The organism is uncultured Lawsonella sp. (genome assembly GCF_947252745.1).
Taxonomy (GTDB): Bacteria; Actinomycetota; Actinomycetes; order Mycobacteriales; family Mycobacteriaceae; genus Lawsonella.
The window spans coordinates 93,318-113,283 of sequence record NZ_CAMXWW010000006.1 but is presented as its reverse complement, the minus strand read 5'-3'; the positions used below and the strand labels follow the sequence as shown (position 1 = coordinate 113,283).

Annotated in this window: 19 protein-coding genes and 2 tRNA genes; 19 read left to right on the top strand and 2 right to left on the bottom strand. The window is 56.9% G+C overall.

Annotated elements, in window-relative coordinates:
* Positions 1 to 6: 6 nt before the first annotated feature.
* From Q0X28_RS06790 to Q0X28_RS06780, 3 genes are all read left to right on the top strand, one after another.
* A tRNA-Gln gene (locus Q0X28_RS06790) sits at positions 7 to 78 on the top strand.
* Positions 79 to 182: 104 nt separating this feature from the next.
* Positions 183 to 255: transfer RNA gene (locus tag Q0X28_RS06785), tRNA-Glu, on the top strand.
* Between the two features lie 247 nt (positions 256 to 502).
* Positions 503 to 709, top strand: coding sequence for a cold-shock protein (locus tag Q0X28_RS06780; protein ID WP_296237427.1), 207 nt, complete (start codon positions 503 to 505; stop codon positions 707 to 709).
* 57 nt (positions 710 to 766) lie between these two features.
* Here the strand turns inward: Q0X28_RS06780 and Q0X28_RS06775 are convergent, their stop codons facing one another.
* Positions 767 to 1,468 (bottom strand): IclR family transcriptional regulator, encoded by a 702-nt coding sequence (locus Q0X28_RS06775; RefSeq protein ID WP_296237426.1) that lies wholly within the window; start codon positions 1,466 to 1,468, stop codon positions 767 to 769.
* A 221-nt stretch (positions 1,469 to 1,689) separates the two neighbouring features.
* On the opposite strand from Q0X28_RS06775, the gene leuC reads away from it, so the two are divergent.
* The 3 genes from leuC (at position 1,690) to Q0X28_RS06760 (ending at position 4,462) form a co-directional block, all read left to right on the top strand.
* Positions 1,690 to 3,132 (top strand): 3-isopropylmalate dehydratase large subunit, encoded by a 1,443-nt coding sequence (gene leuC / locus Q0X28_RS06770; protein ID WP_296237425.1) that lies wholly within the window; start codon positions 1,690 to 1,692, stop codon positions 3,130 to 3,132.
* Between the two features lie 28 nt (positions 3,133 to 3,160).
* Positions 3,161 to 3,748: a 3-isopropylmalate dehydratase small subunit gene (gene leuD / locus Q0X28_RS06765; RefSeq protein ID WP_296237424.1), complete on the top strand. Its 588-nt coding sequence runs from the start codon at positions 3,161 to 3,163 to the stop codon at positions 3,746 to 3,748.
* Positions 3,749 to 4,018: 270 nt separating this feature from the next.
* On the top strand, positions 4,019 to 4,462 hold the full coding sequence (locus Q0X28_RS06760) for an HU family DNA-binding protein (protein ID WP_296237423.1): 444 nt from the start codon (positions 4,019 to 4,021) through the stop codon (positions 4,460 to 4,462).
* A 127-nt stretch (positions 4,463 to 4,589) separates the two neighbouring features.
* Here the strand turns inward: Q0X28_RS06760 and Q0X28_RS06755 are convergent, their stop codons facing one another.
* The gene (locus Q0X28_RS06755; RefSeq protein WP_296237421.1) at positions 4,590 to 5,678 is read right to left on the bottom strand and encodes an NUDIX hydrolase; all 1,089 of its coding nucleotides are present in this window, start codon (positions 5,676 to 5,678) and stop codon (positions 4,590 to 4,592) included.
* Positions 5,679 to 5,864: 186 nt separating this feature from the next.
* Here Q0X28_RS06755 and Q0X28_RS06750 point away from each other — a divergent pair, with 186 nt between their 5' ends.
* The 13 genes from Q0X28_RS06750 (at position 5,865) to Q0X28_RS06690 (ending at position 19,965) form a co-directional block, all read left to right on the top strand.
* Positions 5,865 to 6,980 (top strand): D-alanine--D-alanine ligase family protein, encoded by a 1,116-nt coding sequence (locus Q0X28_RS06750; RefSeq protein WP_298577213.1) that lies wholly within the window; start codon positions 5,865 to 5,867, stop codon positions 6,978 to 6,980.
* Between the two features lie 50 nt (positions 6,981 to 7,030).
* Positions 7,031 to 8,149: a thiamine-phosphate kinase gene (thiL, locus tag Q0X28_RS06745; protein ID WP_296237419.1), complete on the top strand. Its 1,119-nt coding sequence runs from the start codon at positions 7,031 to 7,033 to the stop codon at positions 8,147 to 8,149.
* A gap of 30 nt (positions 8,150 to 8,179) precedes the next feature.
* On the top strand, positions 8,180 to 8,869 hold the full coding sequence (locus Q0X28_RS06740) for a uracil-DNA glycosylase (protein WP_296237418.1): 690 nt from the start codon (positions 8,180 to 8,182) through the stop codon (positions 8,867 to 8,869).
* A 5-nt stretch (positions 8,870 to 8,874) separates the two neighbouring features.
* Positions 8,875 to 11,175 carry an ATP-dependent DNA helicase RecG gene (locus Q0X28_RS06735; protein ID WP_298577210.1) on the top strand — a complete coding sequence of 767 codons (2,301 nt, stop codon included), beginning with the start codon at positions 8,875 to 8,877 and terminating at the stop codon, positions 11,173 to 11,175.
* Positions 11,176 to 11,188: 13 nt separating this feature from the next.
* Positions 11,189 to 11,425, top strand: a complete 237-nt coding sequence (locus tag Q0X28_RS06730; RefSeq protein WP_296237414.1) for a biotin/lipoyl-containing protein — start codon at positions 11,189 to 11,191, stop codon at positions 11,423 to 11,425.
* Entirely contained in the window at positions 11,425 to 12,090 is a 666-nt protein-coding gene (locus tag Q0X28_RS06725; RefSeq protein WP_296237412.1) for an RsmD family RNA methyltransferase, read from the top strand. The genes Q0X28_RS06730 and Q0X28_RS06725 overlap by 1 nt, the downstream gene beginning before the upstream one ends.
* The gene (coaD, locus tag Q0X28_RS06720; protein ID WP_296237410.1) at positions 12,087 to 12,557 is read left to right on the top strand and encodes a pantetheine-phosphate adenylyltransferase; all 471 of its coding nucleotides are present in this window, start codon (positions 12,087 to 12,089) and stop codon (positions 12,555 to 12,557) included. Before Q0X28_RS06725 ends, coaD begins: the two co-directional genes overlap by 4 nt.
* A 99-nt stretch (positions 12,558 to 12,656) precedes the next feature.
* On the top strand, positions 12,657 to 13,568 hold the full coding sequence (locus Q0X28_RS06715; protein ID WP_296237408.1) for a DivIVA domain-containing protein: 912 nt from the start codon (positions 12,657 to 12,659) through the stop codon (positions 13,566 to 13,568).
* Between the two features lie 34 nt (positions 13,569 to 13,602).
* Positions 13,603 to 14,268, top strand: coding sequence for a DUF177 domain-containing protein (locus tag Q0X28_RS06710; protein ID WP_296237406.1), 666 nt, complete (start codon positions 13,603 to 13,605; stop codon positions 14,266 to 14,268).
* A gap of 4 nt (positions 14,269 to 14,272) precedes the next feature.
* Entirely contained in the window at positions 14,273 to 15,166 is an 894-nt protein-coding gene (gene rnc / locus Q0X28_RS06705; RefSeq protein ID WP_298577207.1) for a ribonuclease III, read from the top strand.
* On the top strand, positions 15,166 to 16,059 hold the full coding sequence (mutM, locus tag Q0X28_RS06700) for a bifunctional DNA-formamidopyrimidine glycosylase/DNA-(apurinic or apyrimidinic site) lyase (protein ID WP_296237402.1): 894 nt from the start codon (positions 15,166 to 15,168) through the stop codon (positions 16,057 to 16,059). Before rnc ends, mutM begins: the two co-directional genes overlap by 1 nt.
* A 10-nt stretch (positions 16,060 to 16,069) precedes the next feature.
* Positions 16,070 to 19,681, top strand: a complete 3,612-nt coding sequence (smc, locus tag Q0X28_RS06695; RefSeq protein WP_298577205.1) for a chromosome segregation protein SMC — start codon at positions 16,070 to 16,072, stop codon at positions 19,679 to 19,681.
* A complete protein-coding gene (locus tag Q0X28_RS06690) occupies positions 19,681 to 19,965 on the top strand; it encodes an acylphosphatase (protein WP_296237398.1) in 285 nt (94 codons plus the stop codon). The genes smc and Q0X28_RS06690 overlap by 1 nt, the downstream gene beginning before the upstream one ends.
* Position 19,966 lies beyond the last annotated feature (1 nt).

The following is a 19,966-nucleotide window of genomic DNA, read 5'->3' as shown; positions in this document are numbered from 1 at the left end:
CCCCAGTGGCCTATGGTGTAATTGGCAACACAGCTGATTCTGGTTCAGCCATTCTAGGTTCGAGTCCTGGTAGGCCAGCTCTTCACTCCATGAGAGTGTAGAAACCCAGAGCTGACAACAGTTTTGGAAAATGGGAAGCGATACGCTAAGCTTCTGTCACCACTAGTTCACTAAGTGGTTACGCCCCTATCGTCTAGCGGCCTAGGACGTCGGCCTCTCACGCCGGTAACACGGGTTCAAATCCCGTTGGGGGTACAACTCAGAAACTCCCCGGCTTCGGTCGGGGGGTTTCTGTATTCCGGATGTTTCAGTTGTAAGGCATCAGTGCTCGGGTGCATTGTTTGAAAATCGCCTAGCAGATATCCCTCTAGCACCGTGAGGACACGGAAGCAGAAGCATCCTTTTCAGAGTTCTCGTTATAGTGGAGAGAAATGGGATAACACCATCCCGTTGAGGACTCTCCGCTAGCTTGCTGGTGAACGGGGAGAAGAAAGGACACGCCATGGAAACGGGTACCGTTAAGTGGTTCAATTCAGAAAAAGGCTATGGTTTTATTACCCCCGATGACAATGGCGCTGATGTCTTCGTCCATTATTCGGAGATTGTTGGGGATGGCTTCCTCACACTGGAAGAACACCAGCGAGTGGAGTATGAAGTGGGGGAGGGGCGTCGCGGCCCACAGGCAATTGGAGTTCATACACTCCGTTAGTAGACATATGAGGAGAGCGTACCGGGTAGGTGCGCTCTCCTCATATCTGTTCAGTTGTTAAAGCCGTTTGGTGATGACGCTCGATGCGGTTTTGAGGTCTGCTGCCCACATATTTGCGGGGCGTTTAGCGATTCGGTCGATTGGTCCGGACACAGCGACTGCAGCGACGACTGCCCCACGGGCATCTCGAACCGGTACAGAGACACTTGCGACACCAGGCTCGCGTTCTCCGACACTCTGCGCCCAACCTCGTCGCCGGGTATCGCGGAGTTGGGTATCAGTAATCTCGCCCTCTGCTAATACTGATCGTTGGATACTGGAATCTGCCCAGGCAACGAGTACCTTCGAAGAGGCACCTACATAGAGTGGCAAATGTGCGCCGACGGGCACACTATCACGCAGCCCGGTAGGTGGTTCAGATGTGGCGATACAGACACGTTGTCCATTTTCGATGCGGTAGAGTTGCACAGATTCTCCGGTGATATCCCGCAAGCGGGGAAGGACCAGGTGGGCTGCTTCGAGGAGGGCATCGGTGGATTTTGCTGCCAGTTCGGCGAGTGCTGGGCCTGGACGCCACAGACCGGAGGCATCGCGGCTGAGTAGGCGGTGAAGCTCCATGCCTACGGCAAGGCGGTGGGCGGTGGCGCGAGGAAGGCTTGATCGTTCACATAATTCGTTGAGTGAGCAGGGTTCTTCCGCCACCGTGGTAAGGATGAGCATCGTCTTGTCGAGGACGCCGATTCCGCTTGACTTTCCCATATTCTGAGTGTATCATCTCATCTTGTGAGATGCAAGTACTTTTTTAGGATAACCTAATTCAATTCTAGAAAAACACGTTCGCACCTGCATCATTAAAGTGGAAACGTGGGTAGCTGCATCACGATAGTTGACGTGCAAGCACTGTACTTAAAGCTAGCCCATGGACTATCTGCCCGCCATCACCGTCCGCCGTAACACTTGGTGTTACAGAAGGGAGCATCGTGACCACCACGCACGGCCCCAAGACCCTCGCTGAAAAGGTGTGGGAACAGCACGTCGTCGTTCCTGGAGAAGGGGAAGGTGAAACCCGCCAGCCGGACCTCATCTACATCGATCTACACCTGCTTCACGAAGTCACCAGCCCACAGGCATTCGACGGGCTACGCCTCGCAGGACGGCAGCTGCGGCGCCCCGACCTTACCGTCGCCACCGAGGACCACAACGTTCCCACCACCCCCATGGTTGATGGCATCATCGCCGACCCCACCTCTCGCACTCAGCTGGAAGCACTCCACAAGAACTGCGAAGAATTCGGCGTTCGCCTCTACCCCATGGGTAGCCCCTACCAGGGTGTTGTTCACGTCATCGGCCCACAACTGGGGCTCACTCAGCCGGGTATGACCGTCGTCTGCGGCGACTCCCACACCTCCACCCACGGGGCGTTCGGGGCCTTAGCCTTCGGCATTGGCACTTCTGAAGTGGAACACGTTATGGCCACCCAGACACTGCCGTTGCAGCCGTTCAAGACCATGTCGGTTACCGTTACCGGTGAGCTGCAACCTGGTGTAACCGCAAAAGATATTATTCTCGCCATCATCGCGAAGATTGGAACTGCAGGTGGACAGGGACACGTTATCGAATACCGTGGTTCCGCCATCGAAAAGCTCTCCATGGAAAACCGCATGACCATCTGCAACATGAGCATCGAAGCCGGTGCCCGCGCAGGCATGGTGGCTCCCGATGAGACCACCTTCAACTATCTGAAGGGCCGCCCCCACGCTCCCAAAGGTGAGGAGTGGGATAAGGCTGTTGCCGCCTGGAAAGAGCTGCGCACAGACGAAGGTGCCATCTTTGACAAGGAAGTCGTTTTGAAAGGCGAGGGCATTGAGCCGTTTGTCACCTGGGGTACCAACCCTGGACAAGGCGTAGAGCTCTCCGGCGTTGTTCCTAGCCCAGACGATTTTGACGATGAGTCCTTGAAACTTGCCTGCGAAAAAGCCCTCAAGTATATGGATCTGGAAGCCGGCACCCCGATGCGCGACATTGCTATCAACACCGTGTTCGTTGGATCGTGTACGAATGGTCGTATCGAAGACCTGCGCGCAGCAGCAGACGTGCTGAAAGGTCGTAAAGTGGCCGATGGTGTGCGTATGCTCGTAGTTCCTGGCTCTGGCCTCGTCAAGCGGCAGGCTGAAGAAGAAGGTTTGGACCAAATCTTCCTTGCTGCGGGAGCTGAGTGGCGCAACCCGGGCTGCTCGATGTGTTTAGGAATGAACCCAGACACCATGGCGGCAGGGGATCGATCTGCCTCCACCTCCAACCGCAACTTCGAAGGGCGCCAGGGTAAGGGTTCCCGAACCCATCTGGTCAGTCCAGAGGTTGCTGCTGCCTCTGCAGTACGTGGCACTCTTGCCGCCCCTGCTGATCTCGACCCCGTCCAGTAACCCGTCAACCCACGAAGGGACAAAGAACATGGAACCGTTCATCTCTCACACTGGTGTTGGCGTCCCGCTGCGTCGCTCGAACGTCGATACCGACCAAATTATCCCTGCAGTTTTCCTCAAGCGTGTTACGCGCTCCGGTTTTGAAGACGGACTCTTCGCCGCCTGGCGCAATGACGAGAACTTCATCCTGAACCAAAAGCCCTACCGTGAGGGCAGCATTCTGGTAGCCGGCCCGGACTTCGGTACCGGATCCTCCCGAGAGCACGCTGTGTGGGCACTCATGGACTACGGCTTCCGCGTGGTTCTCTCCTCCCGCTTCGCCGATATATTCCGCGGCAACGCCTCCAAAGCCGGCCTGGTAGCTGGTCTGGTTGCCCAAGGCGATATTGAGAGGCTTTGGGAGGTCATGGAAGCTCACCCCGGAATGGAGGTAACGGTGAGCCTTGCAGATCGTACAGTCACTGCTGGTGACCTCGTGGTGCCTTTCGACCTTGATGACTACACCCGCTGGCGTCTGATGGAAGGTCTTGACGATATCGGTCTCACCCTCCGCCAAGAGGACAAAATCGCTGCCTTTGAGGCGGGCCGCCCGAGCTACAAGCCGACTACTCGATAATTCATTGGCAATTGCCCCTTAAGCTAACGAATTTCGGCTATATTTTGAAGAGGACCCCTAGTTCTTAGAAGCTGCGGGGTGCACCGATTGTTGCTCTCCTGAGAGAACCGCAACTGCTTTTTCTCCGCGAGGACGTACGTTCCACGCACTTCCTTACTAGAGGAGAGCGCAACTGTTGTTACTGAGGCCAGCCCCCTTCACTGGATACAGGCCTTCTGGCACCGTTTCCGCTGTAAGAACCGGGCTTTCCGAAGAACACCTGGAGGAGCAATGAATAAAGCCGATATTGTGGCGGAACTGTCACGCCGCATGGACATCGACCAACACACAGCTACCAGTGCACTTGAAAACACTCTCGACATCATTGTGAGGAGTGTTGAACGCGATGAATCCGTCACCATTATGGGATTCGGAACGTTCGAACGCCGCGAGCGAGCTGCCCGTGTCGCCCGCAATCCCCACACCGGTGAAGCTGTGCCGGTAGCACCCACCCAGGTGCCGATGTTCCGTCCCGGCCAGTACTTCCGTGCCGTCGTCAAAGGTGAGGCACAGCTTCCCGAGACTGGAATCTCGGTAAAGCGAGTGGCGACTAACACCTTTGAGTCGAACGCAGACACATTGAAGAAAGAAAAGAAGGTTTCAAAGAAGAGTGCCAAGGCCGAGAAGTCTGGCAAGAAGACCAAGAAGGGCAAGAAGAAGAAGTCCAAGAAGTAAAGGCTTCACGCCCTATTGACCTGAGACAAACCATACGGGAACCCTGCGGTCCTGGCATATGCCAAGGGACACGTGGGCTTCCCGTATGTCTTTTTCTCGAGCTATGACTGGTTGTATGGCTTAATGGTTAGCGCACAGCAAGCGGGCTCGGCAGGTAATCTGCCGCTTTCGCAATACCGTGGTCATCCACGAAAATGACCCACATTCCACCCTTCTTGCACTTACATGTGCGGGAATCCAAAGCGATGCCGCCAGTCGTCTCCATCCCTTCGAGAAGAGTGGGAATCACTCCTCCCTGCGAGCACACCATCGGTATTTCGCCTTGAGCAGCTCGCTCACACATCTCCAACCAAAAATCGACAGTATCGTCAGGGTGAATAAGAGCAGCCTCCTCTGAGAGGGTCCGCTCCACCTTCAGAGGGAGATTAAGGAGCTGCGAGGTGGGAAGCATTGTCTGTTCGCAACGCACGCGATCAGCAGTATAGAGCTCGGTCACTCCATAGGCACTGGCGGCTTCAGCCAACGTCACAGCCTGCTGGCGTCCTACTGCGTCCAATGGTCGCAGCACATCTTCCGCGCCAGTGCCACGCTCTCCTGCACGACCATGGCGGACAAGAATGACGGGATGCCAAGCAACATCAGCTTTTAAGAAACGCTGCAGTACCTTGCGATCAGACTCATACTGAATCTTTTCTTCCGCCTCCGCGACAGGCAACCAGGCAATACGGTCAACCTCGCTATTGGCACGGAACTTGCCACCAATAACCTCAGCGGACCAGAAAAACACCACCTTGTCGCGGTTCCCGGATAGAGAATACTGGACACGTTTTAAAAACTTGCCCAACCGAACCTGAAAACCAGTCTCCTCAGCAATCTCCCGGATCGCTGTCATTACCGGCGACTCGCCTGGATCAATCTTGCCTTTCGGAATAGACCAGTCGTTATACCGCTTCCGGTGCTCAAGAAGCACCTCGAGCTCACCCGACTTTGACCGGCGCCACACCACACCGCCTGCCGCAAGCACGAGGTTGTCAGGGGAATTGCGAGCGTCGATACGGTACACAAACCACTTCCGTGCCGATCCCCGGTTGTCTGCCAGCAGCGCACCGGTATGGGGATCGCCAGCAGTAGAAGACAGGGTAGTGTGCGAAGGCACCAGACCAGCCAGGGGAGAGGGCTCGCCCGTAGGCGTCCAAGAGGCAGGAGCAGAATGCATAAAAAACCTTTCATTAGTCAGGCATATTTTAGGGCGCTATCGGGCTCTACCACTAGCCCACGCTAAGCGAACATCAGCACTTATTCACATAAACATCACCCTCACCGTACGTAGTGCCACCAGATGCTGCTGTAGTCGCAACTGGTCAGTAGGAATTTACCGCAAGGATTGGGTAACTTTTATGGCATGACTACCACCACTGTTGCTGTTATCTACGGGGGGAATAGCCCCGAACACTCCATCTCCTGCATCTCTGCCGCCAGCATTATGCAGCAGATGGAGCAGTACACCATTGTCCCCATCGGTATTACTCAAGACGGTGGGTGGTATCTCGGCGATGGGGACCTTGACAAGCTCTCCCAACACGGACGCGAGCTTCCCGCCGTGGAACCATGCCCAGGCCAGGAAGTGGCACTACTCCTCGACCCTCAACATCCAGGAACTATCGTGTTCACAGCCGGTGACCATACCGGTGAGATAGTCGCCACAGCAGATGTGATTCTCCCCGTCCTTCATGGACCCAATGGAGAAGACGGCACCATCCAAGGGCTATTTGAGCTAGCAGGCGTCCCCTATGTGGGGTGTGGGGTAGCGGCCTCAGCTAACTCTATGGATAAAGAATTCACAAAAGTTGTGCTGGGCAATGCTGGGCTTCCCATTGGCACTCAGGTGGTGATGCGCTCTGGTGTCGATGACCTCACTCCCGAACAGAAAGAGTTTCTTGGACTGCCAGTCTTCGTCAAGCCCGCCCGCGGCGGCTCCTCGATTGGGATTAGCAAGGTCTCAGACTGGGATGATTTCTCGGCAGGAGTGGCTGCAGCTCGGAACTGTGACAGCAAGGTCATTGTTGAAGCAGCTATTAAAGGGCGCGAAGTCGAATGTGGGGTGCTGGAACTCCCCACAGGAGAGGTCGTTGCCTCCCACATTGCAGAGATTAGAATCCCCGACACTGCCCCCGCTAGAGATAACGATGGCGACTCCGCAGATAGTGACTTTTACGACTTCGATACGAAATACTTGGACGATGTCATTGACGTCGATCTGCCTGCGCAAGTACCAGCAGAAATCTCTAACCGTGTCCGGGAACTAGCCTGCCAAGCCTTCCGAGCAATTGACGGTAAAGGGCTAGCACGCGTCGATTTCTTTATCACTGACGAAGGCCCCGTCATTAATGAAATAAATACCTTCCCAGGTTTTACCTCCATCTCGATGTACCCCAAGATGTGGGCGGATACTGGACTGAGCTACTCCGACCTTATCGCTACCCTCATCGATACTGAACTATCCCACCATCAGCCCTAGTCTGAGCTCAGGACCAATCCTGGATGCCGTACCCTTCCCAAGGAGACATCATGACCAGTGTGGAACCCACCGTCGCGGAACTAGGCGAACTCGGCATTATCAGCAGCGTTGTCTGCCCACCCCGCCACTCCTCAACTGTCCTGGGAGCAGGGGATGACTCCGCAGTGGTTACCGCACGAGGAGACCGAGCAGTCGTCAGCACCGACATCCTGGTAGAGGGTGAGCACTTCCGGCTCGACTGGTCCGACCCACATTCCATCGGACGGCGTGCTATCGCGCAAAATGCCGCTGATATAGAAGCAATGGGTGCGCACCCCACCGGTTATGTCGTCGCCATCGCCGCACCGCGCGATACCCCCGCCCACATCATCACGGGAATCGGCCAAGGTACGGTAGCAGAAGCACACCGCTCGGGAGCGGACGTAGTGGGTGGAGATTTTTCCTCAGCCCAACAGATCGTCATTTGTGTCACCGCACTCGGACAAATCATCGAACCAGTTCACGCCCCGGTTCTGCAGAGCGGAGCACGCCCCGGTGACATTGTCGCCATTGCCGGCACTCTGGGATGGTCCGCAGCGGGGCTTGATATTCTCTCCGGTACCTTCGGCACCCAAGAGAAGTTCCTCCACCACGCTCTCGTCGAACACGCCTGCGATCTCTACCGCTGTCCACGTCCTCCCTACGGCTACGGTGCTCGTGCCGCCGCAGACGGGGCGACAGCGATGACTGATGTCTCCGATGGACTGCTACTTGACCTTTACCACATTGCGCGGCATTCCCAAGAGAAATTGGGGGAAGAGCTGCGGCTTCAGAGCGAGCACATACCAGCTGTCGGTGAGACCGTGACGCTCACCTTCAATCTCTCCACTGAGCAGGTTTTTGCGGCTGCCGGAGAGTCTCTTGCCGAGCTGGCTGCACTGTGCGCTGAACGTGTCGCACAGCGAGATAGCGGACGTGAGATCGTGCGCACGTGGATTCTTTCCGGGGGAGAAGACCACGGACTCGTTGCGACATTCCCAGCGGGGACGGAACTCCCTGGTGGGTTTCGCCAAATTGGTGTGGTTGAAACTGTTGTAGCGACGAACGACAGCAGTTTTATTAGCATTGATGGTAGTGAAGTATCGACAGTGGGCGGATGGGAATCCTTTAACCACGTGACGCAGTATTAACTGCAAACCTTGAATTACTAGGAGCAGATAGTGACAGCACACCCTCTTGCGGAGCTCATCGACCCCGGCTGGGCAGAAGTACTCGCCCCCGTCGCAGACGATGTTGCCCGGATGGGGGACTTCCTCCGGCGTGAGTTGGCAGCGGGCCGCGGCTACCTTCCCGCCGGAAAAAACGTGTTGCGAGCCTTCACTCAGCCCTTCGATGAGGTAAAAGTCCTCATCGTGGGGCAAGATCCCTACCCCACCCCAGGACATGCAGTAGGCCTCAGCTTCTGTGTTGACTCCTCTGTCCACCCCCTTCCGCGAAGTTTGAGCAATATTTTCCAGGAGTACTCCGCAGACCTCGGATATCCCACCCCGGCCACTGGAGACCTCACCCCCTGGAGTGCAGCCGGTGTCCTCCTCCTCAACAGAGTCCTCACCGTTCGGCCCGGTGCCCCCGCCTCGCATCGCGGCAAAGGCTGGGAAAAGATCACAGAGTGTGCCATCGACGCGCTGGTGGCCCGCGAGGCGCCCCTGGTTGCCATCTTGTGGGGGCGCGATGCACAAACCCTCACTCCACGTCTCGGTTCTACTCCAATAATCGCTTCTGCTCATCCCTCCCCGTTGTCTGCCTCCCGCGGCTTTTTCGGTTCACGTCCTTTTAGCCGTGCCAACGAAAAACTCATTGCGCAGGGGGCAACGCCTGTGGAATGGCGACTCCCTGCTGCAGGAGAATAGCCGCCATGCAGCCCACCGATTACCTAGCGCGAATCCTCCCCGCAAAAGTGGCTCACAGCCTCGGGGAGGGGCTAGGAATTCACACCGTAGCAGATCTGATCTACCACTTCCCCCGCCGGTACATTCACGGTCGCATGATCTTTGACCCTGCACAGACTGTCGATGGGGACAGTGTGATGGTGCGTGGGCAGGTGGTCAGCTCGGAGTTGTCTCGTATGCGTCAACGTAAGGGCTATATTCTGCGGGTGACTGTTCGCTCTGGCGGTATCTTCATCAACGTCGCCTTTTTCCATCCCCATGGAATTGCCCGGATCCTCACTGAAGGAACGGAAGTACTGCTCGACGGCACTATTCAACGGCGAGGCCGTTTTTTCGACATGAGCCATCCGAACTTTCTTATCCTCCAAAGTGGGGGGCCGGCCATCGCCGGGGGACAGTTCGCCAAACTGCTCCAGGCCACCAAGATTGTCGGTGCATCCACTCTCGTTACGCCCTCTGCCACTTCGACTGATCTCACTGCAGAGGACCTCCATAAAGATGGCCTGACGGGGGTAGATCCCGCTATCATCGAGCTGCTCAACCGGCCGATCATCCCGGTATATAGGGCCACGAATGGAGTGTCCTCGTGGCTTCTTATGGTGCTTATCGAAAAACTACTACCGCAGATTCCTACGTTCCCTGATGTTCTTCCCGCACATATCCGTGACAGCCACAACTTGATTGCGCTCGACACCGCTTTGCGGACTATCCATATGCCGGAGCACCTCGACGATATCGCCGCCGCACAAGCGCGTTTACGCTATGACGAAGCCGCTAGTCTCGAAGCAGTCCTCCTCCAACAGGCACGCGAGCATTATTCCCAGTCAGCTCCTGCCTGTCCACCCGTTGAGAGAGGTCTTCTCAGTGCTCTTCAATCACGACTGCCTTATCAGCTCACCAATGGCCAACAGGACGTATTCGGCGAGATTTCAGCGGATATCAGCCAGCCTCATCCGATGAATAGGCTTCTTCAAGGGGAAGTAGGTTCTGGTAAAACCGTGGTGGCACTTCTCGCCATGGCGCAAGCCGTCGATAACGGCCAGCAGGCAGTCCTGATGGCACCTACAGAAGTACTGGCCCAACAACATGCTCGAACTGTGACGGAACTCCTCGGGGAGCTCGGGACTGCCGACCAGCTGCGCTATGCCGATAACGATAATCAACCAGCCGTGCAGACCGCCGTCACCGTCCTTACTGGTTCGCTGTCTACTGCGCAGAAACGCCAAGCACTTCTCGATATTGTTACGGGGCGGGCTGGCATCATCATTGGTACTCAGGCGCTCCTCCAAGAGGGAGTCGAATTTTTCCGACTGGGACTGGTCGTCATTGATGAGCAACACAGGTTCGGTGTACGCCAACGATTGGTCCTCACTGACAAAGGTGCCAACGGAAAAACTCCACATATGCTAGTGATGACAGCTACGCCTATTCCACGTACCATCGCTCTCACTAGTTTCGGCGACCTGACGGTTTCCAGCCTTAAAGAGCTCCCTCGTGGGCGTGCCCCCATCACGACAGCGGTAGTCAATAGTCGGATCCATCCCACCTGGGTGCCCCGTATCTGGCAGCGTGTCTGCGAGGAGAGCGCACGCGGCCACCAAGCCTATGTTGTCTGCCCTGCCATTGGAGATAACGAAGATAGTGAGCTAACGACCGTTACCGAAACATTCCAACGGCTGACGAATGGCCCACTTGCCCAGTTGCGAGTAGGCCTCCTACACGGTCGCATGAGTGCAGACGACAAAACCGCAATCATGAAACAGTTTGCGGCGCATGAACTGGACGTCGTTATCTGCACAACAGTAATCGAAGTGGGTATTGACGTGCCGTGTGCCACGGTCATGGTGGTTGTTGATGCGGATCGTTTCGGAGTGAGTCAACTCCATCAGCTCCGCGGTCGGGTTGGACGAGGGAGCGCGCCGGGCCTATGTTTACTCCTCACCGAGTGCGATCCGGCATCCCCGGCCGCCACCCGCCTTGCAGCCGTGGAATCCTCTACCGACGGTTTTTATCTTGCGCAGGTTGACCTGGAACAACGCCGAGAGGGTGACCTACTTGGTACAGCCCAGGCGGGAGTAGCCATGCCTGTACGGCTCCTCGACATTGTGCGGGATGCGGAAATCGTTGCCGCCGCTCGACACGATATGGAAATGCTCATGGGTGCCACACCAGGGGAGGGGACAGACTGGGCCATCCGCTACCCGCAGTGGGCGGAAGTAATCGAGAAAGTAGCCGCACAGAGCGGCGTTCAGTACCCATTGGGGTAGCTACACTGAAAGCATGACGAACTACCAGAATGCACCGGAGCCTCATCGTATTGTGGCGCCGTTGGCGGGTATCTGGCGCCGCACTGTACCGCAAGATAGTTCGGTGGCAGAAGGTGACGTGGTCGGCTATGTCGAAGCGATCAAGCTGGACGCTGCTGTCACCGCACCGGCTGCCGGCACCATCCACTATGTGATTGATGAGGACTTCGTCGACGTAGATGGTGGAGATGACCTTGCGGAGCTGCGTTAATGCGCATTGTCTCAGGCCGCGCACGTGGACGTAAACTTTTCTCACCACCCGTCACCACTCGTCCCACCACTGACAGGGTTCGGGAGGCTCTCTTCAATAGCCTCGACAACCTCCTCGACTGGGACGCCACCACCGTTCTCGACCTCTACGCAGGGTCTGGAGCGGTAGGGTTGGAGGCCGCCTCCCGGGGAGCGCAGGCAGTGACCTTGGTGGAGAAGAACGCCTCAGCAGTTGCCTCCGCCGAACGGAATCGGCGCGTCGTCGGAGCTCCCGGGGTCACTATCGTTCGCCGCAGCGTACAAGCTTTCTTGGCGACAGCCCCCACCACAGAAATTCTCCCTTCCAGGCCACATGTCGAGCGGGGGTTCGCCGTAGCGCGTGAAAGTAGCACTGCGGACGCGGCTCGGACAAGTGTCGCCGCCCCCTATGATCTTGTCTTTGCTGATCCACCCTATGCACAGGTGGAGAAAGATTGGCCCGGCATCCTCACCGCACTTGTCGAGAATGGCTGGGTAGCCGACGGCTCGGTCATCGTATTGGAGAGATCGTCCCGCGATACCCCCACGCACTGGCCAGCGCACTATCGAGAGTATCGGTCCAAAAAGTATGGGGAGACTCGCATCGACATCGCCATTGTTGAAAGCACAGGTAATCTAGCAGCATGAGCACCGTCGTTTGCCCAGGATCGTTCGACCCTCTCACCTACGGCCATGTCGACATTGTGCGCCGGGCCGCCCGGCTCTTCGATACCGTCATCGTCTGTGTCGCCCATAATCCCCGTAAACAGGGGCTATTTACGGTCGAGGAACGGCTCGACATCCTCCAGCGCGAGTTCGCCGATGTGAACAATGTGGAGATCGATTCTTTCAGCGGGCTTCTGGTGGACTACTGCACTCGTGTCCACGCCAAAGCTGTGGTGAAAGGTATCCGCTCTAACCAGGACTATGAGTACGAGCTTCCCATGGCGCATGTCAATAAGCGACTGTCCGGTATTGACACGATATTCCTGCCAACATCGCCAGAACTGAATTTCATCTCCTCAAGTCTGGTGAAAGAAGTCGTGCGTTTCGGCGGTGACGTTACGGATTTTGTGCCACCGTCAGTCCTCGAAAAACTGCTCGAACGAATGTAGGGTATGCAGGTCAAGCGACACACCGTCACGCTTTCCCCCAAAAACAAGCGGGATTCGGCACACTAGAAGTGACCATAAAAAGAGAAGGGTAGAACACGCATGTTCCATGTTTTCGAAGCGCTCGACGAACTCGTCGCCATGATTGAAGAGGCCCGCGGCCTCCCCATGTCGGCGCAGTGCATGGTGCCGCGCTCTGATGCCCTCCTCCTCCTTGACGAGATCCGCGAAGCGTTGCCCGGAGAACTCGACGACGCACAAGACGTACTCGACAAGCGTGAAGACCTCGTCAACGAAGCCAACACCTACGCAGAGACCACCAAAAACGAGACTAACGCACAGGTTGACCAACAGCTTGCGGCTGCCCGCGCCGATGCTGACCGAATGATTGCGGAAGCCAAGGATAAAGCCGACCGCATGGTGGCTGAAGCCACCAACAATGCGGCCGTCATGGTGTCCGATGCAGAAAACGAATCTAACCGGCTCCTCCACGAGGCACAGCGGGAGTACGAGACTGTCACCGAACGTGCTCAAGCCGAAGCTGAACGCCTACTCGCGAAAGCAAATGATGATTATGAAGCGAGCGTCGCAGCGGGTCGTGCTGAGCAAGCTCGTCTGATCAGCGAATCCGAAGTGGTGAAGACATCCCGCGAAGAAGCAACCCGTATTGTGGATGCTGCCCATGCCCAGGCAGATCGAATGCGGGGCGACTGCGACATCTACGTCGATACGAAGCTGGCCGAGTTTGAATCTATCCTCAATGCCACCTCCCGCGAGGTTCTTAATGGACGAAAGAGCCTGCGGGCAACTGCCGGAGTAGCTGACCGTAGTAGTGATAACTACCAGGATTATCAGCCGACGGGAGCGGTCTACGACGAGAATGTTGATGACGGCTATGACACCGACTATGACGACGACGGCTACTCGGACGATTACCAGGATGGTTACGAAGGTTACCGGGACGGGTACGCCGAGGGTTACCAGCAGTACCCGCCCGAAGCATACCGGGACTAACGTTTTCGTCGCCTAGACACGTTAGACTAGGCCTGTGACTACACAAGCTTTCGAGAACCAGTCGAAATTTGTCCTCGACCTCCGCCCCCTGGGCCGCGCTGCTGGAAACCACCACCACGTCGAAAAAGTTTTCCTCATTGATGAACCGATCGGCCTCGACCTCATCGGCATTCCGGCAGGTAGCCCGGTGTCGATTGATGTGGAACTTGAAGCGGTCAACGAGGGTGTCCTCGTGACGGGGCTCATTACTGGTCCCACAGAAGGCCAGTGTGTCAATTGTCTGAGTGAGATTCATGGGACTGTCGAGGCCACTCTCACCGAGCTATTTGTCTACCCGGACTCCGAAACTGCCGACACCATTCAAGACGACGATGAGGTCTACATCCTTGACGACCCCACCGAGTTGGATCTTGAACAAGCCATTATTGATGCCGTAGGCCTGGCCCTTCCCTTCGCCCCCTCGTGCTCCTCTGTCGAAGGGCACCCGTGCCCCGAAGATGTCGACATGCCTGCAGTTGATGGTGTGTCGGGAGAAGAAAACGAGCTCATCGACCCCCGCTGGGCGGACCTAGAGAAGTTTCAGAACCTCGCATTCCTCAACGACGCGGCAACCGAGCCGACGAACGATGACGCCGAGGGAACTGACTCACCGGCTGGTGACGAGTCAACCACCGCATCAGGAGCGAAGAAAGAAGGCTAACTGTATGAGCATCCCCTCCGCGTGGGACCTACCTACCGGCTGGGAGTCTGTCGATTACCAACCTCTCTTGGACTATCTCCAGGTTGATCTCTCCCGTGAACTCCTTATCCGCGCGCTCTGCCATCGTTCCTACGCATACGAGCACCCCGGTATCCCTCATAACGAGCGCCTGGAATTCCTGGGAGACTCAGTTCTGAGCATCTGCGTAACGGAGCAACTCTTCCAGCAATATCCTGATCGCAGTGAAGGTGAACTCGCAAAAATGCGAGCCAACATTGTGTCGGGTTTTTCGCTCGCTCGCTTAGCCAACACCCTCGGTCCGCATGGTTTGGGGCAGTATCTCCTACTCGGCAGAGGAGAGGAGATGACGGGTGGCCGCAGCAAAGAGTCCATTCTGGCAGATGCCACCGAAGCACTGTTTGGAGCCATCCACATCACCCACGGGATTGAGGTAAGCCGACGCGTGATCCTCAGTCTCACCCAGCCCCTTATTGACAATGCAGGTAGTGCCGGAGTGAGCCTTGACTGGAAGACCAGTCTGCAAGAGTATGCAGCCAGCCAGTACAACTCTGCCCCCACCTACTACATCACCTCTACTGGCCCCGACCATGCCAAAGAATTCTTTGCCACCGGAATTATTGCTGGCAGGGCATTCGGGATTGGTGTCGGAACGAACAAGAAAAAAGCGGAACAAGCTGCTGCAAAAAACACGTGGGAAGCCATTCAGGCGCAACACCCAGGGGTGCCCATCAGCGCACAGGTAGAAGCTACCCTTCCCGGTATGCCCGCCCACGACATTAATTTGGATGAGCAGCCCGATATGCCGCGTTATGCGCTAGACACTACCGAGAGCTCGAGCTCAGCAGCGCCATCTGTTCCTGCTTCCAAGGATAACTAGTGCCCGAGCTGCCAGAAGTGGAGGTAGTGCGGCGTGGACTCGTCACACACCTCACAGGTGCCACCCTGCGGGATGTTGACGTCTTGCATCCGCGGACTGGCCGTCGCTATCCTGGCGGATCCGCCGCACTAGCCCAGGCCTTGGAAGGTGCCACGATTGCGAAGATCGATCGTCGCGGAAAGTACCTTTGGTGCGTGTTGGTGGGCGAGTCCACGCACCTGACGCCCTCGCTAGCCCCGGCTCTCCTTATCCATCTGGGGATGAGTGGGCAGCTCATTATCGATGACGGCGCGGCTAGCCTGCTACCGCATTGCCGAATGCACGCCCATATCGGGAAGGGGCGCAGTGTTAGTTTCGTAGACCAGCGCACCTTTGGCTATCTCACCATTGATAAGTTGCTGTGGGAACCACGCACGGAACGATGGATTCCCTCGTTGGCTCAGCACATCGCTCCCGATCCCCTGGAGGAAGGCTTCGATATGGTGGCGACGGTGCGCGAACTACGTCGCCACCGAGTTCCCCTGAAAAATGCTCTACTCAACCAAGAGATCATCTCCGGGGTGGGAAACATCTATGCTGATGAAGCCCTGTGGGCGGCGCGTCTGCACGGTACTCGTCTTGCTTCTGGTCTGAGTTATGCACAGCTCACAACTGTGCTTACAGAAGTCCAAGCAGTAATGCGCCGAGCACTGGCCGTAGGTGGTACCTCGTTTGATGCGCTGTACGTTAATGCTGCTGGTGAGCCAGGCTATTTTGCGCGTTCTTTGCATGCCTACGGTAAGGTTGGAGAACCATGTGATCGATGCGGCACACCGTTGGTGTCCATGGTGGTGGGTGGCCGTTCGCATACCTACTGCCCCAGTTGCCAGAAGCTCCCTGCTCGGACCAGGTAGAATTCACCTCATGTATCTCAAGAGTCTGACCCTCAAAGGCTTCAAGTCCTTTGCTTCGGCAACGACTCTCCGATTCGAACCCGGAATCTGCGCCATTGTTGGTCCTAACGGCTCCGGAAAGTCGAATGTACTCGACGCACTCACCTGGGTGATGGGGGAGCAGGGGGCAAAGACCCTCCGCGGCGGTAAGATGGAAGACGTCATCTTTGCCGGAACTCCCACCAAAGCGGCCCTCGGGCGCGCTGAAGTCACCCTGACGATCGACAATAGCGACGGTGCCCTCCCGATTGACTACAGCGAGGTCTCGATAACCCGTCGAATGTTCCGTGACGGTGCGAGCGAGTACGAGATTAACGGCGACCGAGTCCGTCTCATGGATGTTCAAGAGCTTCTATCGGACTCCGGTATTGGCAGAGAAATGCATGTCATCGTGGGGCAGGGAAAACTAGCTGAGATTCTGGAATCCCGGCCAGAAGAGCGTCGAGCCTTCATTGAAGAAGCAGCCGGTGTACTGAAACACCGTCGGCGAAAGGAGAAAGCCCTTCGCAAACTCTCCGCAATGCAGGTCAATTTCGATCGTGTCAGTGACCTCACTAAAGAACTACGACGTCAACTCAAACCCCTTGGGCGACAGGCAGAGGCAGCGCGACGGGCACAGGTTATCCAGGCAGACGCCCGCGATGCCCGTCTTCGTATTGCTGCAGATGATCTTGTGCAGCGTCGTGCGGAAGCCTCTCAGCATGAGCAGCTACAGCGTGATATGGCGGCGCGACGTCAGCAGGCGGAGGCCTATCTCAGCGAGATGTCAATGGCCGTAGAGGCTGCAGAAACAGAACTTGCCGCTCTGACCCCAGCTCTCGACAGTGCACAGCAGAACTGGTTTGCACTCTCCGCTCTGTCCGAGCGCGTGGCCGCTACTCTTCGCATCGCTGAGGATCGTGCGCGACATTTGCGTACCGAAATTGAGCCGCATTTTGGCCCTGATCCAGCGCAGTTAGAAAAACGCGCAGAGGAAGCCGCACGCGAGGAAGCTGAGATCGTGGCAGCCCTCCGTACGGCGACAGCAGCGCTGACGGCTGCAACCAAAGCGCGAGCAGACGCTGAGAAGTATGCGGAAGCGGTGGAGAAGAAACGGTTGGCTGTGATGCGAGCAGTCGCCGATCGTCGAGAAGGCATCGCCCGATTGGCTGGTACCATCCAGACCACGCGAAACGCTATCTCATCAACTGAGAGCCAAGCCGCACGTTATGCTGAAGAACTCGAAACAGCACGCCAGCAGCTGACCTCTCTTCAACAGGAGGCAGCAGCTGCAGAGTCGCGCCTGCAGACTCTGGAGAACTCCGAACAGCACCTCAATGAGCGATTTGACCAGGCGACTGCCGAGCGTGATCGGGCAGAGGAGAGGTGCACAGCTCTCCGCAATGACGAACGCTCGGCAGAAAAGGAAGCGGCTGGATTGCACGCTCGAATTGATGCTCTGGCTCTCACTTTAGGAGCAGGAGATGCTGCCGCATGGCTTGAGAAAAACGCCGACCACGTTGGTCTGTCGGGGAAAGTCGCCCAGAAACTCACCGTCACTCCCGGTTGGGAGGCGGCCATCGCAGTGGCGCTAGGAGAGGCTGCATCCGCTTATACCGTCTCGAGTAGTACTCGGGCTCAGGAGGCAGTTGCTGCACTTCGCGCAGGTTCTGCTGGACGTTCCATGTTTCTTATTGAAAGCCGTGATGTGGACGACTTCCGAATGGATGTGACGTTGCCCGCAGGGGCCCAATGGGCGCTCGATGTCGTGAGTGTACCCTTGTCGCTACAAAGTGCTCTCACTTCTCTCCTCATGGACGCTGTGCTGGTTGAGGACATGGAGATGGCGGAGAAGGTCATCCGACGAGATCGCCGTCTGCGTGTTGTCACGCGCTCCGGAGACGCCCGCGGATGGGGATGGGCTACTGGTGGTACGCGAAAAGCGCACAGTGATGTCGAGATCAATGCCGCTATTGAGGATGCCCAGCGAGCAGAAAAGGCTGCCTTAGCGTGGGTAGAGAAAGCGCAGGCAGCTTTTCGTGGCGCGGAAGAGGAATATCGAGACCGTACTCAGGCTGCCGCGCAAGCCTACTCTGCCCTGGTGGAATCAGACTCCGCTATTGCCACGCTGACCAAGGAGTTGGCTCGACTCACAGCTTCTGTGCGGAGTGCTTCTCTGCAACAGGATCGACTCATTGAGCAGAGGAATCAGTTAGAAGAACAGCAGCGGGGTCTGTTGGTCGAACTCACAGAGCTGGAAGAACGCCAGCGTCTCGCCACGGAGGAGCCGGAAGAGCCTACGCTGTTTGACGATACTGTGGCAACGGAGGCTGCTTCTGCCGTGGCGCATACGCGTGCTACTGAAATGGAAGCTCGGTTGGCAGTACGGACGGCAGAGGAGCGTTCCTCTCATGTCCGCGGACGGGCAGATGCCCTCCACCGGCAGGCCGCCCGTGAACGAGAACTGCGGGAGCGTGCCGAACGCCGCGCGGCTACGCGGGGGCGTGCACTGGACATCATTGCAGCGGTCCAGGAGGCGGGGCAGGAGCTTCAGAATGCACTGCAGCAGCAGCTCTCGTTGATGGAAGAGCGTCGGCAGGTTTTGGCCAGCCAACAATCCGCAGTGTCTGAGAGGCTCTCAGTGACTCGGCAGCGTCGCCATGAGGCCAGTGTGGACTTTGACAAGCTCTGCGAAAGCGCACACCAGGACGAGGTGCTTCGTGCTCAAGCGCAGGAGCGCTTGCATTTGATGGAACAGCAGGTCCTCGAGGACCTTGGTATGGCTGTGGATGATCTTATTGAGGAATATGGACCTGATGTCCTTCTTCCCCCTTCGCCTGTGGAAATGCAGGAATATGAGGATGCAAAAGAACGTGGGGAGCAGGTCTCTCGTCCCCAGCCTCTTCCTTATGACCGAGAGCAGCAACAACGTCGTTTGCAGGCTGCCGAGCGTGATCTTGCCCGTTTAGGCAAGGTGAATCCGCTGGCTCTGGAAGAGTTCGCCGCATTGCAGGAACGCTACACCTTCCTCTCCACCCAGCTAGAGGACATTAAGAAAGCTCGGAAAGACTTGCTCGAGGTCGTGGAGGACGTTGATGAGCGGATCCAGACTGTCCTTGAAGAGGCATTTCAAGATGTTGCGCGAGAATTCGTCACCGTATTCTCGACGCTTTTCCCTGGCGGCGAAGGACGCCTCTATCTGACTGATCCGGAGGACATGCTCAACACGGGTGTGGAGGTAGAGGCGCGACCACCGGGCAAGAAAGTGAAGCGGCTGTCGCTACTATCCGGCGGCGAAAAGTCCCTCACTGCAATTGCCATGTTGGTGGCTATCTTCAAAGCACGTCCGAGCCCCTTCTACATCCTCGATGAAGTGGAAGCAGCCCTCGACGACACAAATTTGCACCGATTGTTGGGGCTTTTCCGGGAGTTGAAGGAACGCTCCCAGTTGTTGGTGATAACTCATCAAAAGCTCACCATGGATTTGGCAGATGTTCTCTACGGTGTGACCATGAAGGGAGACGGTATTACCCGGGTTATCTCGCAGCGGATGCACCCAGCAACGCCGCTCCTCGCGGCGGCATCCCCACAGGGGAACTCCTGATGCGAGAAGAGGATACTGTACGGCTGGACGCATGGGTACATGGACGGGTCCAGGGAGTTGGTTTCCGGTGGTGGACGCGGTGTCGAGCATTAGAACTGGGAATAGTCGGAAGCGCAACGAATAAACGTGGCGGGCGTGTTCATGTGGTCGCAGAAGGCCCCCGTTCGCGGTGCGAACGTTTGGTTGAGCTTCTGCGCTCGGGGCAGACACCTGGGAATGTCGACGTCGTCGTCGAAAACTACAGTGCCCCGCGGGGGCTGCCGTCCGGCTTTTACGAACGTTAAA

Bases quoted from the DNA above. Each gene is read 5' to 3' on its own strand.
- thiL (WP_296237419.1), top strand. From the start codon at position 7,031: ATGACCAGTGTGGAACCCACCGTCGCGGAACTAGGCGAACTCGGCATT.
- leuD (WP_296237424.1), top strand. From the start codon at position 3,161: ATGGAACCGTTCATCTCTCACACTGGTGTTGGCGTCCCGCTGCGTCGC.
- Q0X28_RS06715 (WP_296237408.1), top strand. From the start codon at position 12,657: ATGTTCCATGTTTTCGAAGCGCTCGACGAACTCGTCGCCATGATTGAA.
- smc (WP_298577205.1), top strand. From the start codon at position 16,070: ATGTATCTCAAGAGTCTGACCCTCAAAGGCTTCAAGTCCTTTGCTTCG.
- Q0X28_RS06690 (WP_296237398.1), top strand. From the start codon at position 19,681: ATGCGAGAAGAGGATACTGTACGGCTGGACGCATGGGTACATGGACGG.
- rnc (WP_298577207.1), top strand. From the start codon at position 14,273: ATGAGCATCCCCTCCGCGTGGGACCTACCTACCGGCTGGGAGTCTGTC.
- Q0X28_RS06735 (WP_298577210.1), top strand. From the start codon at position 8,875: ATGCAGCCCACCGATTACCTAGCGCGAATCCTCCCCGCAAAAGTGGCT.
- Q0X28_RS06725 (WP_296237412.1), top strand. From the start codon at position 11,425: ATGCGCATTGTCTCAGGCCGCGCACGTGGACGTAAACTTTTCTCACCA.
- coaD (WP_296237410.1), top strand. From the start codon at position 12,087: ATGAGCACCGTCGTTTGCCCAGGATCGTTCGACCCTCTCACCTACGGC.
- Q0X28_RS06775 (WP_296237426.1), bottom strand. From the start codon at position 1,468: ATGGGAAAGTCAAGCGGAATCGGCGTCCTCGACAAGACGATGCTCATC.
- Q0X28_RS06760 (WP_296237423.1), top strand. From the start codon at position 4,019: ATGAATAAAGCCGATATTGTGGCGGAACTGTCACGCCGCATGGACATC.
- Q0X28_RS06750 (WP_298577213.1), top strand. From the start codon at position 5,865: ATGACTACCACCACTGTTGCTGTTATCTACGGGGGGAATAGCCCCGAA.
- Q0X28_RS06780 (WP_296237427.1), top strand. From the start codon at position 503: ATGGAAACGGGTACCGTTAAGTGGTTCAATTCAGAAAAAGGCTATGGT.
- Q0X28_RS06755 (WP_296237421.1), bottom strand. From the start codon at position 5,678: ATGCATTCTGCTCCTGCCTCTTGGACGCCTACGGGCGAGCCCTCTCCC.
- Q0X28_RS06730 (WP_296237414.1), top strand. From the start codon at position 11,189: ATGACGAACTACCAGAATGCACCGGAGCCTCATCGTATTGTGGCGCCG.